This window comes from Gymnodinialimonas mytili, from assembly GCF_037544085.1.
In the GTDB taxonomy this organism is placed as follows: domain Bacteria; phylum Pseudomonadota; class Alphaproteobacteria; order Rhodobacterales; family Rhodobacteraceae; genus Gymnodinialimonas; species Gymnodinialimonas mytili.
This window is the reverse complement of record NZ_JBBIFW010000001.1, coordinates 1,135,087-1,149,529: the sequence shown is the minus strand read 5'-3', so window position 1 is coordinate 1,149,529 and position 14,443 is coordinate 1,135,087. Positions and strand designations below refer to the sequence as shown.

The 14,443-nt window shown below is 60.9% G+C and carries 13 protein-coding genes; 10 read left to right on the top strand and 3 right to left on the bottom strand.

Features of this window, described 5'->3' with window-relative positions; genetic code table 11:
* The first annotated feature begins 92 nt into the window (after positions 1 to 92).
* Positions 93 to 1,280 (top strand): rhamnan synthesis F family protein, encoded by a 1,188-nt coding sequence (locus V8J82_RS05600; protein ID WP_339973008.1) that lies wholly within the window; start codon positions 93 to 95, stop codon positions 1,278 to 1,280.
* Here the strand turns inward: V8J82_RS05600 and hemE are convergent.
* Entirely contained in the window at positions 1,277 to 2,308 is a 1,032-nt protein-coding gene (hemE, locus tag V8J82_RS05595) for a uroporphyrinogen decarboxylase (protein WP_339973006.1), read from the bottom strand. The two genes, V8J82_RS05600 and hemE, sit on opposite strands and share 4 nt — an antisense overlap.
* Before the next feature lie 102 nt (positions 2,309 to 2,410).
* Here hemE and hemC point away from each other — a divergent pair, with 102 nt between their 5' ends.
* From hemC to V8J82_RS05565, 6 genes are all read left to right on the top strand, one after another.
* Entirely contained in the window at positions 2,411 to 3,373 is a 963-nt protein-coding gene (hemC, locus tag V8J82_RS05590; RefSeq protein WP_339973004.1) for a hydroxymethylbilane synthase, read from the top strand.
* 75 nt (positions 3,374 to 3,448) lie between these two features.
* The gene (gene rfbC / locus V8J82_RS05585; protein ID WP_339973002.1) at positions 3,449 to 4,015 is read left to right on the top strand and encodes a dTDP-4-dehydrorhamnose 3,5-epimerase; all 567 of its coding nucleotides are present in this window, start codon (positions 3,449 to 3,451) and stop codon (positions 4,013 to 4,015) included.
* The gene (gene rfbB, locus V8J82_RS05580; protein WP_339973000.1) at positions 4,012 to 5,052 is read left to right on the top strand and encodes a dTDP-glucose 4,6-dehydratase; all 1,041 of its coding nucleotides are present in this window, start codon (positions 4,012 to 4,014) and stop codon (positions 5,050 to 5,052) included. Before rfbC ends, rfbB begins: the two co-directional genes overlap by 4 nt.
* Positions 5,049 to 5,894 (top strand): dTDP-4-dehydrorhamnose reductase, encoded by an 846-nt coding sequence (gene rfbD, locus V8J82_RS05575; RefSeq protein WP_339972997.1) that lies wholly within the window; start codon positions 5,049 to 5,051, stop codon positions 5,892 to 5,894. Before rfbB ends, rfbD begins: the two co-directional genes overlap by 4 nt.
* 32 nt (positions 5,895 to 5,926) lie before the next feature.
* Positions 5,927 to 6,799, top strand: coding sequence for a glucose-1-phosphate thymidylyltransferase RfbA (rfbA, locus tag V8J82_RS05570; protein WP_339972995.1), 873 nt, complete (start codon positions 5,927 to 5,929; stop codon positions 6,797 to 6,799).
* Between the two features lie 44 nt (positions 6,800 to 6,843).
* Positions 6,844 to 9,045, top strand: a complete 2,202-nt coding sequence (locus V8J82_RS05565) for a heavy metal translocating P-type ATPase (RefSeq protein WP_339972993.1) — start codon at positions 6,844 to 6,846, stop codon at positions 9,043 to 9,045.
* 49 nt (positions 9,046 to 9,094) lie between these two features.
* Here V8J82_RS05565 and V8J82_RS05560 read toward each other — a convergent pair whose 3' ends face one another.
* Both V8J82_RS05560 and V8J82_RS05555 read right to left on the bottom strand, forming a co-directional pair.
* Entirely contained in the window at positions 9,095 to 10,150 is a 1,056-nt protein-coding gene (locus V8J82_RS05560) for an ABC transporter ATP-binding protein (protein WP_339972992.1), read from the bottom strand.
* A gap of 18 nt (positions 10,151 to 10,168) precedes the next feature.
* Positions 10,169 to 11,008 carry an IclR family transcriptional regulator gene (locus tag V8J82_RS05555; RefSeq protein ID WP_339972991.1) on the bottom strand — a complete coding sequence of 280 codons (840 nt, stop codon included), beginning with the start codon at positions 11,006 to 11,008 and terminating at the stop codon, positions 10,169 to 10,171.
* Positions 11,009 to 11,124: 116 nt separating this feature from the next.
* Between V8J82_RS05555 and V8J82_RS05550 the strand changes: the two genes are divergently transcribed.
* From V8J82_RS05550 to V8J82_RS05540, 3 genes are all read left to right on the top strand, one after another.
* The gene (locus tag V8J82_RS05550) at positions 11,125 to 12,387 is read left to right on the top strand and encodes an ABC transporter substrate-binding protein (protein WP_339972990.1); all 1,263 of its coding nucleotides are present in this window, start codon (positions 11,125 to 11,127) and stop codon (positions 12,385 to 12,387) included.
* A gap of 182 nt (positions 12,388 to 12,569) precedes the next feature.
* A complete protein-coding gene (locus V8J82_RS05545) occupies positions 12,570 to 13,586 on the top strand; it encodes a carbohydrate ABC transporter permease (protein ID WP_439650046.1) in 1,017 nt (338 codons plus the stop codon).
* A 4-nt stretch (positions 13,587 to 13,590) separates the two neighbouring features.
* Entirely contained in the window at positions 13,591 to 14,442 is an 852-nt protein-coding gene (locus V8J82_RS05540; protein ID WP_339972988.1) for a carbohydrate ABC transporter permease, read from the top strand.
* The last annotated feature ends 1 nt before the right edge of the window (position 14,443 follow it).

Sequence of the window (14,443 nt, the reverse complement as noted above, 5' to 3'; positions counted from 1 at the left end):
GCATCGATACCGTCCAAAGCACAATTCATAGCGATGATCGGCCTAGATTTCCTAGGCGGCTTCAATAACCGCGTGAACGACGGGGGCGCTTGATGGCACGCCAAGGAAAGACAAGCTGGCGGTTAAAGCCGTTTTCACCGATGTGGAAAATCCGGCGAGAGCTCAATCGCATCAAAATGCAGATAACTGCGCCGCTATCGCTTGCAACCAACTGGATCACCCGCCCGATCTACGATTGGAAAAAGCACAGCAAGATCATCATAACTGATGGTGATGTTCCGCAGAAACCGGATATCGCTGTCTTTCTGATCTACTGTCCCAAGAAACTGAAGAAATCATATTTTCATACTTTAAACCATCTTCGCGAGAAGGGGTTTGCGGTTTTTGTTGTGGCAAATCATCCATTGTCGGATGAGATGCGTAGAGAACTTGCACCATATTCATGGCAGATCATGGAGCGGCCTAATGTCGGATATGATTTTGGGGGCTATAGAGAGGCGATTCTAAATTTAAAGGCCAGATCTATCGAACTTGAACACTTGTTGATCTGCAACGACAGTGTCTGGTTCCCGTTATATGAAGACGACAACATGCTGGACGAAATGCGATCCTGGAATGCCAATATTCGCGGCTTTTGCATGGATCGTCACAAGCGGTCGAACAATCCGCCTTTCGTGCAGTCATTCATGTTCATATATGATCGGACGATTTATCAGCACCCTGCGTTTCTTCAGTATTGGAAGAGCATTGTTCTAACGAAAAACAAGTATCTGGTAATCCGAAAGCTTGAGATGGGTATGACCCGATATTTCGAACGGCATGGGTTCACCAATTTCGCGCGACACGATTACCGCCGGATCGGTGAGACCTTATCCCAGCTGAGCGAAGATCGTTTACTAAGGTTTGTAGAAATTGAAGAAGATCGGCTCAATGGAAAGGCGCCCGATATAATTAAGCGTATTCAGGCCGATGGCAAAAGTGCAATCAGCTTGGAAGAATTAAAAGAGATCGGAAGCCTTAGTCAGGTGGATGGCCACATCCTTAAACTGCCACCTGAGCTATTGTTCGATGTCTTCGATATCAACATGCTCAAAAAACTGAAACACGGACATTTCACCGAACAGCGGGCGAAGATCATCGACGGCGGTTACCATGAAAACCTGCTACCAACGATCCGAGATGAGCTTTTAAACTGGGACTCTCCGCGAGAGATGGCAATCATCAAGAAACGCGAAGCCAAAAAGCGCGCTGCGCAGGAAAAAATGCGCCAACGCGGCTAGCCCCTGATCGCCTCAAGCATCCGGTGCACGTTTTCGGGATCGGCGTCTGGAGTGATGCCGTGGCCGAGATTGAAGATGTGGGGCCCGCCCTTCAGCGCCTCAACGATGCGGCGCGTTTCTGAGATCAGAGCGTCGCCTCCGGTGACCATCAGTTTCGGATCCAAGTTGCCTTGAACACAGCTATTGGGTTGCAGATATTCGGCGGCCCAATTGGTATCGACGGCTGTATCAATCGCCAGTGCATCGGCCCCCACGGCCTTCGCGAAGCCCACATATTTCTCGCCGGCCTCACGTGGGAAGACGATGACGGGCAGGCCCGGATGCCGCGATTTCAGGCCAGCGATGATGCGCTTGACGGGCTCCAAAGCGAAGCGGTCAAACGCATCGCCTTTCAACGATCCGGCCCAGCTGTCGAACAGCTTCACAACCTCGGCGCCTGCCTGAACCTGTTGGTCCAGGTATTCGATCGTGGCCTCGGTCAGCAAGTTGATCAAGGCGCCGAACGTCTCGGGATCACCCTCGCGTAACGCATGGGCGGGGGCCTGATCCGGCGTGCCGCGACCAGCGATCATGTAGGTGGCGACCGTCCAGGGCGCGCCAGCGAAACCGATCAAGGTGGTGTCCGACGGCAATTCACGGCTGAGGATGCGGACGGTTTCATAAACCGGAGCCATATGATCGTGAATGTCATCCTTACCCTTCAGCTTGACCAGGCCACTGGCCTCCGTGATCGTCGACAGGCGAGGGCCCTCACCTGTTACAAACCACACATCGGCGCCCAGGGCATGGGGCAGCAGCAGAATATCGGCAAACAGGATCGACGCATCGAAGCCATAGCGGCGGATCGGTTGCAGCGTGACCTCGGCGGCAAGATCCGGATTGTAGCACAGCGACAGGAAATCACCCGCTTCCGCGCGCGTTGCGCGATACTCGGGCAGGTAGCGCCCTGCCTGCCGCATCAACCAAACCGGCGGCACGTCCAACGTCTCGCCCGAAAGGGCCCGCAATAGTTTCTTCTTGTCGGACATGTCGTTTCTTCCCAGGGTGGTGTTGCGGGTCTGGCGGCTCTCCTTAAAAGGGTCAAGCTGTCGCCCGTTGTCAAGTGAAGTTGACAGACGTAAAGAGGGGCCATGACGACCGACCTTCCGACCCAAGCTGCGCCGTTGCGGATTGGCACGCGCGGCTCCCCGCTTGCCCTCGCCCAAGCCCACGAAACTCGCAACCGCCTGATGACAACCTTCGATCTGCCGGAGGCCGCATTCGAGATTGTGGTGATCAAAACCACCGGCGACGAACGCTCGCTCATCGACGCGGATATCGCGTTGAAAGAACTCGGCGGGAAGGGGTTGTTCACCAAGGAAATTGAAGAGGATATGCTGGCGGGCAAGATCGATATTGCCGTGCATTCCATGAAGGATATGCCGGTGGCGCAGCCTGACGGATTGCTGCTCGATTGCTATTTGCCACGCGAGGATGTGCGCGACGCTTTCGTCTCCCTGACACATGACAGCCTCGCAGCCTTGCCTGCGGGGGCGGTGGTTGGCTCGTCTTCGCTCCGGCGTCGGGCGCAATTGGCCGCACGACGCCCCGATCTGAAGGCCGTGGAATTTCGAGGCAATGTGCAGACGCGGATGAAGAAGCTGGGCGATGGCTTGGCCGACGCAACGTTTCTGGCCATGGCCGGTTTGCGGCGGTTGGGCATGACCGAAGTGGTGAAATCTGCCATTGAGGTCACCGATGTCTTGCCCGCGGTCGCGCAAGGCGCGATTGGTATCGAACGGCGCGCCGATGACATGCGCACCGCGCATCTGCTGGCCGCGATCCACCATATGCCCACTGGGCAGCGATTGGCGGCAGAACGCGCATTCCTGGCCGGGCTCGATGGGTCTTGCCAGACCCCGATCGCTGGTCTGGCCGAGCTGGACGGTGGAATGCTGCGCTTGCGTGGTGAAATCTTGCGTCCTGACGGCTCCGAGGTTCTGACCGACGACCGCACAGCGCCCATCGAGGATGGCGCCGCGTTGGGGGCCGAAATGGCTCGTGACTTGCGGGCCCGCGCCGGTGCGGGCTTTTTCGACTGGATTAACGCCTAAGCGCACCCGTCGTCTTGAAGCCATGATGCTGCCCGTGGCATGGTCCGCGCGACATTGAGCCAGGATTAATTTCATATGCAGATCGACCAGACAGGCATCCCGAACCTCGTGGTGATTACGCCCGCTCGGTTCGGGGATGAACGTGGCTTTTTCTCGGAAACCTACAACAGCGCAAAGCTGGCCGAACACGGGATCACAACCGAGTTTGTGCAGGACAATCATTCCGTATCGGCACAGGTGGGCACCATTCGCGGGCTACACTTTCAGGCACCACCGATGGCCCAGACCAAGCTGGTGCGCTGTGGTCGCGGTTGCATGTTCGATGTCGCGGTCGATATTCGCAAAGGCTCGCCCACCTACGGCAAATGGTTCGGTGTTGAATTGACCTTTGAAAATGGGAAGCAATTGCTTGTGCCCAAGGGCTTTGCCCATGGGTTCGTCACTCGCGCGCCTGACACCGAGATCATCTATAAATGCTCGGATTTCTATGGTCCGCAGACCGAGGGCGATTTGAAATGGGACGATCCCGAGATCGGGATCGACTGGAAGCTTGACGGCGACCCGATTTTATCGGAGCGAGATGCCAAAGCCTGTCGCTTTGCCGATCTGGAAAGCCCGTTTATCTACGGAGAGGCTCCATGAAAATCCTTGTGACCGGCGGCGCTGGATTCATTGGCTCAGCCGTGGTGCGCCTGGCCGTCGCGCGCGGGCATGAGGTGATCAACCTCGACGCGCTGACCTATGCCGCCTGCCTGGACAATGTGGCGCCGGTTGCCTCGTCCAACCTCTATACGTTCGAGCAGGCCGATATCCGTGACCGCGCAGCAATGGATACAATCCTAACCCGCCATGCGCCCGATGCGATCCTGCACCTGGCCGCCGAGAGCCATGTGGACCGCTCCATCGACGGACCGGGCGAGTTCATCGAGACCAATATCAACGGCACCTATACGCTTCTGGAGGCTGCGCGGGCTTACTGGGAACGCGCCGGGCGGCCCGAGGCGTTCCGCTTCCACCACGTTTCCACCGACGAGGTCTTTGGCTCGCTGGGCGATACCGGCATGTTCACAGAAGACACGCCTTACGATCCACGCAGCCCCTATTCGGCGTCCAAAGCGGCCTCCGACCACCTGGTCCGCGCCTGGCACGAAACCTATGGCCTGCCGGTTCTGCTGACCAATTGCTCGAACAATTACGGGCCCTATCATTTCCCCGAAAAGCTAATACCCGTTGTGATCCTCAGGGCGCTGGCCGGTGAGCAAATCCCGGTTTATGGCACCGGCGCAAACATTCGCGATTGGCTTTACGTCGAAGATCACGCCGACGCCTTGTTGACTGTTCTTGAAAAAGGACAAGTCGGGCGATCCTATAATATCGGCGGCCATAACGAGATGACGAATATCGATCTTGTGCGCGTCATCTGCGGCCTGCTCGATGAACGCCACCCCGATAACGCGCCCCATGCGGATCTGATCACCTTTGTCACCGACCGGCCCGGCCATGACATGCGATACGCCATCGATGCCAGCCGCATCCAGGACGAGCTGGGCTGGACGCCCTCGGTGACTGTCGAGGAAGGTTTGGCCAAGACCGTCGATTGGTTCCTCGCGAATGAACCCTGGTGGCGTGCCCTGCAAGATCGCGATGGCGTCGGTCAGCGTCTGGGGACCAAGGCATGAACCTCCTGGCCTTCGGTCAGACCGGCCAGGTCGCGCAAGAGCTGAGCCGTCTGGGTGTGCAGACCCTTGGACGCGATGTCGCGGATCTGATGGACCCGGGTATCTGCGCCGCCTTGATTGCCGATAGCGATGCCCAGGCCGTGATCAATGCCGCCGCCTATACCGCGGTCGACCAAGCCGAGGAGGATGAGGCGACCGCCCTGGCCGTCAATGGCACGGCCCCCGGGTCGCTCGCCCGCGCCTGTGCCGCCAAGGGCGTGCCTTTCGTGCATATCTCCACCGATTACGTGTTCGATGGAAGCGGCATGCAACCGTTCCGGGTGTCGGATCCAACCGCGCCTTTGGGCGCCTATGGACGCACCAAATTGGCGGGCGAAGATGCGGTGCGCGACAGCCAAGCAGCGTACGGAATCTTGCGGACCTCCTGGGTATTCTCGGCCCATGGTGGCAATTTCGTGAAAACCATGCTCCGCCTTGGGGCAGAGCGGGACAAGCTGACGATCGTTGCTGACCAGATCGGTGGCCCGACACCCGCCCGCGACATTGCCGCCGCTTGTGTTCGAATGGCCAAGGACCTCGCCGCAGATTCCTCCAAATCCGGCACTTACCATTTCTCGGGCGCGCCTGATGTTTCCTGGGCGGAGTTTGCCCGAACGATCTTCGATCAGGCGGGTCTGACCTGCGCGGTTGAGGACATCCCGTCATCCGCCTATCCCACACCGGCGCAGCGCCCGCTGAATTCGCGCCTCGATTGCAGCCTTACGCGCGACGTGTTCGACATCGCCCGGCCCGATTGGCATGCGGGCCTGTCTGCCGTATTAGCCGATCTCGGGGCCGTCTAGGCCGCAAGCGGCACGACACAAAGGACATCTCCATGACGCGCAAAGGTATCATTCTGGCCGGTGGCTCGGGCACTCGGCTTTATCCGGTAACCATCGGTGTGTCCAAACAGCTTGTCCCGATCTACGACAAGCCGATGATCTATTACCCGCTATCCGTCCTGATGCTGGCCGGGATCCGCGAGATCGCCGTGATCACCACCCCGCAAGATCAGGATCAGTTTCAGCGCACGCTGGGCGATGGCAGTCAATGGGGCCTCAGCCTGACATATATCGCACAGCCATCGCCTGATGGTCTGGCGCAGGCTTATCTGCTGGCGCGCGACTTCTTGAACGGCGCCCCCTCGGCGATGGTGCTGGGCGACAACATCTTCTTCGGCCATGGCTTGCCCGAGGTGCTGGCCACAGCGGACCAAGTGACCGAAGGGGGCACCGTGTTCGGCTACCGTGTGACCGATCCTGAACGCTACGGCGTGGTGGATTTTGCCCCCGACGGCGCCGTGACATCGATCATCGAAAAGCCGACCAAACCGCCATCGAACTACGCGGTCACCGGGCTTTACTTCCTGGATGGCAGCGCCCCGGAGCGCGCCGCACAGGTGGAACCGTCCGAACGTGGCGAGTTGGAGATTACGTCTCTGCTGGAAAGCTATCTGGCCGACGGCACATTGACGGTCGAGCGTATGGGGCGTGGCTATGCCTGGCTGGATACCGGCACCCATGAAAGCCTGCTGGATGCGGGCAATTTCGTGCGCACGCTGACCCAGCGCCAGGGTCTTCAGGTGGGCTCTCCCGATGAAATCGCCTTCTCGTCGGGGTGGATAGATGCGGCACAACTGGCTGAACGTGCACGACTTTTCGGAAAAACCGGTTATGGCAGCTATCTGGCGGCATTGCCGCAGGGCTAGGCCCGCATCTTTTTCTGGGGCGATCATCGATATACATACCTGATATGGCCCGTGATCATGCGACCCAAACCTTGCGCTTTGCTGTCGGCAACCTGTCTTGCGGCGGCTGTGCGGCGCGCGCCGAAGGGGCCCTGGCGGCTGTGCCGGGGGTCCTGCGCGCGCGGGTGAACTTTGCGACGCGCCGGGCCGATGTCACGATGTCCGGCGCCGATACCGGGCAGCTGAGCGCCGCGATGGATCACGCGGGCTATCCGATTTCCCCGATTGCTCCCGCTCAAAACGACGTCTCTGATGGCGATGATCCGCGCGCCTTGCGCAACGCGTTTCTTCTGGCGCTGGTCCTGACCTTACCGGTGTTTCTGTCCGAGATGTTGGGCCATGCGATCCCGGCCTTTCACCACTGGCTTTTCGGCACATTTGGTCAGCAGACGATCCGTCTTGGCCAATTGATCCTCACCGCTGCGGTGCTGATCGGGCCGGGCCGCGTCTTCTTCGAACGCGGGCTGCCGGCCTTGGCGCGGGGTGCGCCCGAAATGAACAGCCTTGTCGCCTTGGGGGCTGGTACCGCCTGGCTTTGGTCCGCGCTTGTGACCCTGGCGCCCGACGCCGTGCCTGTCGAAGGCGCCCATGTCTATTTTGAAGCTGCTGCGGTGATCGTTACTCTGATCTTGCTCGGTCGCTGGCTTGAGGCACGGGCGCGCGGCCAGGCGGGCGCGGCGATTGCGGGCCTGATGGCGCTGACCCCCGACACGGCCCTGCGCCTGCGCGATGGCGCCCCGGATGAAGAGGTCGCGCTGGAGGCGATCTTCCCCGGTGACCATTTGCGGCTGCGCCCCGGTGACCGTGTGCCGGTCGATGGTGTGGTGGTCGACGGGGCATCCGATCTCGATGAGGCGATGCTGACCGGTGAACCGATCCCGGTCGCCAAATCCCCCGGTGATCCCGTATCTGCGGGCACGATGAACGGCGCCGGAACCCTGGTGCTGCGTGCCCAGGCCGTTGGCGCCGATACCGCTTTGGGCCGTATCGTTGCCATGGTCGAAGATGCCCAGGCCACGCGTCTGCCGGTTCAGGCGTTGATCAACCGCGTCACGTTGATCTTTGTGCCGGTGGTGCTGGTCATCGCGTTGCTGGCGGGTGCGGTCTGGTTTGCCGCCGGGGCAGGGGATCGCGCTATTGTGGCGCTGGTTTCGGTCCTGATCATTGCGTGCCCCTGCGCGATGGGATTGGCCACGCCGGTCTCGATCCTGGCGGGGACGGGCCGCGCGGCAGAGCTTGGTGTGCTGTTCCGCAGGGGAGAGGCGCTGCAAGCCCTGGGCAAGGTGGATCTGGTTGCTTTCGACAAGACCGGCACGCTCAGCATCGGTCGCCCCGAGCTGACCTCTTTCGACGGCACGGACACAGACCGCGTCATCGCCGCGGCGGTTGAGGCCGGATCCGACCACCCGTTGGCCCAGGCGATTCTGCGGGACGCTCAGGGGCGGGGGCTGACCCTGCCCAACGCCGACGATTTTCGCAATCATCCCGGCGGTGGCGTCACCGCGCGCGTCGGTGAGCAGGACGTCGCACTGGGCAATGCGGCGTTTCTGCGCGGCTTGGGGCTCTCGGTGCCGGATCATCCCGCCACCAGCACCGAGGTGCTGCTGGCTGTCGGGCAGACCTACCGCGCCACGTTCCGCTTTTCCGATCCTGCGAAGCCCGAGGCCGCCGCGGCCATCGCAAGGTTACGGGATGCGGGCAAGCGCACTGCGATCTTGTCTGGCGATGCGCAGGCGGCTGTCGATGGATTGGCCGATCCGATTGGTATCACCGATGCGCAGGGCGGGTTGTCGCCGGGCGACAAACAGGCCGCTGTTGCCGCATGGCAGGCGCAGGGCCTGCGTGTGGCCTTTGTCGGGGATGGGATCAACGATGCGCCTGTGCTGGCTGCCGCCGATGTCGGCGTTGCGCTGGGCACCGGAACTGACATCGCCATGGAGGCCGCCGATGTGGTTCTGACGGCGGGGCAGGTCACCGGCTTGCCCGATGCGGTGCAGATTAGCCGCGCCACGATGGCCAATATCCGTCAAAACCTGGTCTGGGCGTTCGGCTACAATGTCGCGCTGATCCCAGTGGCCGCGGGGCTGTTGGTGCCCTTTGGCGGCCCGATGCTGAACCCGATGCTGGGCGCGGGCGCGATGGCTGCTAGCTCGGTGCTTGTCGTCGTCAACGCGCTGCGGCTGCGCCATGTGGGGCGCAGGGCCTAGCGCGTCGGAAAGTGTGTTCGCTGGGTCGCGTGCGGCCCATCGACAGCGCTTAGCGCAACCGCGCCTCGGTTTTGGCATCGAAGAACAGCGCGTCATCGGCGTTGAAGGCGATGCCGGTCTTGGTGCCGGGCGGCGGGGCGGCCTGGTCGTGGGCCTCGACGACGATCCGGGCGCCGTCGGGTGCGGTCAGGTAGTGATAGCTCACCCCGCCCAAGCGCTCGGACAGATCCACGACATGGCTGTCGCCATCGCCCAGGGCCATCAGATTGGGTCGCAGCCCGACGGTCACAGATCCATCGGCGGTCAGGCTTGCGGGCGCCCGCATCGTGGCGCCACCCAAGGCAGGGACCGTGACCGTGCCGCCCGCATTCGTGCCATCGAAGAAATTCATCGCCGGGCTGCCGATGAAGCCGGCCACAAACTTGTTGTCGGGGTCGTTATACAGGGTCAGCGGCGCACCGACCTGTTCGATATAGCCACCGCGCAGCACGACGATCTTGTCGGCCAGGGTCATCGCCTCGACCTGGTCATGGGTCACATAGATCATCGTGGCGCCGATTTCGTTGTGCAGGCGCGCGATTTCCACCCGCATCTCCACGCGCAGTTCCGCGTCCAGGTTCGAGAGCGGTTCGTCGAACAGGAATACCTCCGGCCCGCGCACGATCGCGCGGCCAATGGCAACCCGCTGGCGCTGACCGCCGGACAGGGCCTTGGGCTTGCGATCCAGATAGTCTTCCAGCTTCAGGATCCGCGCGGCCTCACCGACCTTTTCGGAAATCTCGGCCTTGGGGTGGCCGTTCATCTTCAGGCCAAAGCCCATATTCTCGCCGACACTCATATGCGGATACAAAGCGTAGGTCTGGAACACCATCGCCACGCCGCGTTGCGCTGGGTCGGCATGGGTCACATCGCGTTTGCCGATCTCGATCTGGCCCGAGGTCGTTTCCTCCAGCCCCGCCACCATCCGCAAAAGCGTGGACTTGCCACAGCCCGACGGGCCGACGAAGACGCAGAATTCGCCATGCTCGATTTCCAGGTCAATCCCATGGATCACCTGGGTCTGGCCGTAGCGCTTGATGACATTGGATAATTGCAGGCCGGACATGACGCGGCTCCTCCCGTGTTATTCGGCGGCGTCGGGGAAGCGCCACGCTTGGGCCTCCCCGGCGATGGATTGTACCGCCGCGCGGATCCGCGGCAGATGGCTGTCCAACCCGTCCAGGCTGGTGCGATCGGTGGATGACGTGACCGAAACGGCGCCCAGCACGCGGCGCCCCTCGGTCAGGATCGGCATGGCGACGCAGATGATGCCCGGCTCGTGTTCTTCGCGGTCATAGGCATGGCCCCGTTCGCGGATCGCTGCCAATTCTGCGCGTAGATCGGTCTCATTGGCCAAGGTATGCGGCGTGAACGGATGAAAGCTTTGCTGTTGGATCAATGGCACCAGGTCGGGTTCGGCTAGATATGCGATCATCGCCTTGCCCACGCCGGTGCAATAGGCAGGGCCGACCTTGCCTGCCTGCGAATACATGCGGATCGGATCCCTGGCATTGATCTTGTCGACGTAAAGCACCTGCCCGCTGTCAAGCTGGGCCAGATGAACCGTCTCACCGACATCGGCAGACAGCTGTTCAAGATAGGGACGCGCCACCGGCGCCAGAGAGGCCGATTGCCACGCCGCATGGGCCAGCCGCACCAGCCGAAGACCAGGCGCATAGGTCTGGCGGTCCGGGTCGTAGGTCAGCATGCCCTGCTTGGTCAGCACCTGTACCAGACGATAGAGCGTGGCCTTGGGATATTGGCTGTCGGTCATCAACTCGCCAAAGCGAACAGGGCGTCCGAAGGCCGCGACGGCATCCAGCACCGCCAAGGCCTTGCCGACCGTTCCCTCGCCCGTTTCAGACGTCCCACGCCCCAAAGTCAAATCCTCCCATCGCGATCCGCCGCATCGGGTTTCCCTCATCCGCGCGGCGCTTTGCTGTTGACAAGACTAGGCCGAGTCATCGTAGGATTTCAACATAAGAAACCAGGTTTCAAATAATGGAACCTTTTCTGGACGGGATCACTAGGGAGGACACCATGCGATCCATCTTTAAAACCGGCGCCGCGGCGCTGGCTGCAGCCACCATGCTTTCGGGCGCGGCCCATGCCGACGGGCACGCCCTGGACGGTGACTTGCGCATCTTCTCCGACATGTCGAACCCGGCGCCCCGCGCCGTGATGGAAGGCATGGTCGAGCGTTTCGGCGAAATGCACCCCGATCTGAACATCGAATTGGTGATCACCGACCGCGAGGCCTGGAAAACCCAGATCCGCAACGTGCTGCAATCCGGCACCGCGGATGTGGTGAACTGGTATGCCGGGAACCGCATGGCCCCCTATGTGGAAGCGGGCCTGTTCATGGACATCTCCGATCTGTGGGAAGAGGGCGGCCTGACCGAAGATCTGGCCTCCACCCAAGGGTCGATGACCATGGATGATGGCATCTGGGGCGTGCCGTATACCTACTACCAGTGGGGCGTCTATTACCGCGAAGACATCTTCGCCGAGCTGGGCCTTGAGGCACCGACCACCTGGGATGAAGAGCTGGCCAATTGTCAGGCGATCATCGATAGCGGGCGTGCCTGCTACACGATCGGCACCAAGTTCCTGTGGACCGCCGGTGGCTGGTTCGACTACCTGAACATGCGCACCAACGGCTATGATTTCCACATGGCGCTGACCGCCGGTGAGGTGGAATGGACCGATGATCGCGTCCGCGCGACCTTCGACAACTGGGCCACGCTGATCGAAATGGGCGCCTTCATCGACGACCACCAGACCTATAGCTGGCAGGAGGCCTTGCCCTTCATGGTCAACGGCGAAGCGGCGGCTTACCTGATGGGCAACTTTGCCGTAGCGCCCCTGCGTGAAGCAGGTCTCAGCGACGATCAACTGGGCTTCTACCAGTTCCCGCAGATCGATGCCTCGATCGAGCCGGGCGAAGATGCCCCGACCGACACGTTCCACATCGCGGCCAATGCCGAGAACGTGGACGCGGCGGAAGCCTTCCTGCTCTTCGTGACCTCGGCTGAGAACCAGACGCTGATCAACAACGGCGAAAATCTGGGTCAGCTGCCGGTCAACGCCAATTCCGGCGTGGATGAGGATGAGTTCCTGCTGGCCGGGTTCGACATGCTGTCGAACAATGCCGGTGGCGGGATCGCGCAATTCTTCGACCGCGATGCACCGGCGGAAATGGCGCAGGTCGCCATGCAGGGCTTCCAGCAATTCATGGTCGATCCCTCGACCCTGGATCAGGTGCTGCAGATCCTCGAACAGGCCCGGTCGCGCATCTACTGATCGCAGGGCCATGGGCGCTGCCCCCTGGTTGCGCCCGTCACTTTAACACCGACCCGATCCGGCCCGCGGACAGCGCGGCGCCGGGTCGGGCCCGCCCATCGGCCCCAAACCGGGCGCGGGCATTTCGATGATCCGTTTGAAGGATTGGTTGCATGGCCACCATCACCACCGACACGCCCGCGATGCAAAGTGGCCCCGCCGCACCGCGCCGCAAGATCAGCCAACAGGCCATCGCGCCCTGGCTGTTCCTGCTGCCTGCCTTCCTGTTCTTCGCGGTCTACGTGATCATCCCGATCTTTCAGAGCTTCTATATCTCATTCTACGAATGGAACGGGCTCTATGCGCTGGAATATGTCGCCGCGCAGGGCAGCGCTCTGACCGACGCGCAATGTGCCGAATTGGGAAACCGCGCCGCCCAGGAAGAGGGCTGCGTGCGCTCAGGTGATACGGTATGGCAGGCCGAATATGTCGGGATGGAGAATTACCGGCAGCTTTGGACCGACACGTTCTTTTGGACATCCCTGAAAAACAACGTCATCTGGTTGATCGCATATCTGTTCGCGATCCCCGGTGGTCTCTTCATCGCGTTGTTCCTGAACCAGAAAGTGTTCGGGATGCGGATGTACAAATCGCTGTTCTTCTTTCCCTTCGTGCTGTCTCAGGTTGTCGTGGGCCTGGTCTTTTCGTGGTTCTACCTGCCCAATGAGGGCCTTCTGAACGAAGTGCTCAGTTGGTTTGGTGGCCCGCGCACGAACATCCTGGGTTCGAACGATTACGCCACCTACGGCATCATCGCCGCGGGGCTCTGGCCTCAGACGGCTTATTGCATGATCCTGTATCTGACGGGCTTGAACGCCGTGGATCCCGAACAGATCGAGGCCGCGCGGCTCGATGGCGCCAAGGGGCCGAAAATGCTGTGGTACGTGGTCTTGCCGCAGCTTTGGCCCGCCACGTTCATCGCCATCGTCGTGACCGTCATCGGCGCCCTGCGGAGCTTCGACCTGATCACCATCATGACCAATGGCGGCCCGGGTTTCTACAACACGTCGGTCCTGGCCTTCTACATGTACGACGTGGCGCTCAGCGAGTTTGGGTTCCGCATGGGCTACGGCTCTGCCATCGCCGTCATCCTGTTCCTGATCATGATGGTCTATATCGCCGGCTTCCTGTGGAAGATGTGGCGCGACGAGAAAGGCTGAGCCGATGTTTCCCCGTCCGATCCAGCAATATTCCCGGCCCGCGCAAATCGGCTACCAAGCCTTCCTGCCGCTTGTGCTTCTGATCTGGTTGATCCCATTGCTGGCGGTGATGTGGTTCTCGATCAAACCCGGTGAGGATTTCACGACCGGCAATTACTGGGGCTGGCCCGATAGCGGGTTCCAGGGGATCGCCAATTACATGACGGTTTTCACCCAATCCGCGATGCCGCAATATCTGTGGAATTCGCTTGTGATCACCGTGCCGACGATGATCGGCGCCGTGGCGCTGTCCTGCATGACGGGCTTTGCGCTGGGCGTTTACCGGTTCAAGGGCAACCTGCTGATCTTCTTCATGTTTGTGGCGGGTAACTTCGTGCCGTTTCAGATCCTCATGGTACCGGTGCGTGACCTGACCGACCAGATGGGCCTTTACGATACACGCACCGGCCTGATCCTGTTTCACATCGCGTTCCAAACCGGGTTCTGCACCTTGTTCATGCGCAACTTCATCCGCGCCCTGCCGCGCGAATTGATCGAGGCGGCGCGCGTCGAAGGCGTCAGCGAATGGCGGATCTTCTGGTTCGTCGTGTTGCCCTTGATGCGCCCGGCCATCGCCGCGCTCTGCGTGCTGATCTTCACGTTCATCTGGAACGATTTCTTCTGGGCGGTCGTCTTGACGCAAAGCCCGGAATCACAGCCTGTGACCGCGGGGATCACTGCGTTTAACGGGCAATTCCGGGCGATGTATCATCTGATGAGCGCCGGTTCGATTGTGGCCGCCATCCCTCCGGTGGCCATGTTCTTCCTGATGCAAAAGCATTTCATCGCGGGCCTGACATTGGGCGCCGTGAAGTAAA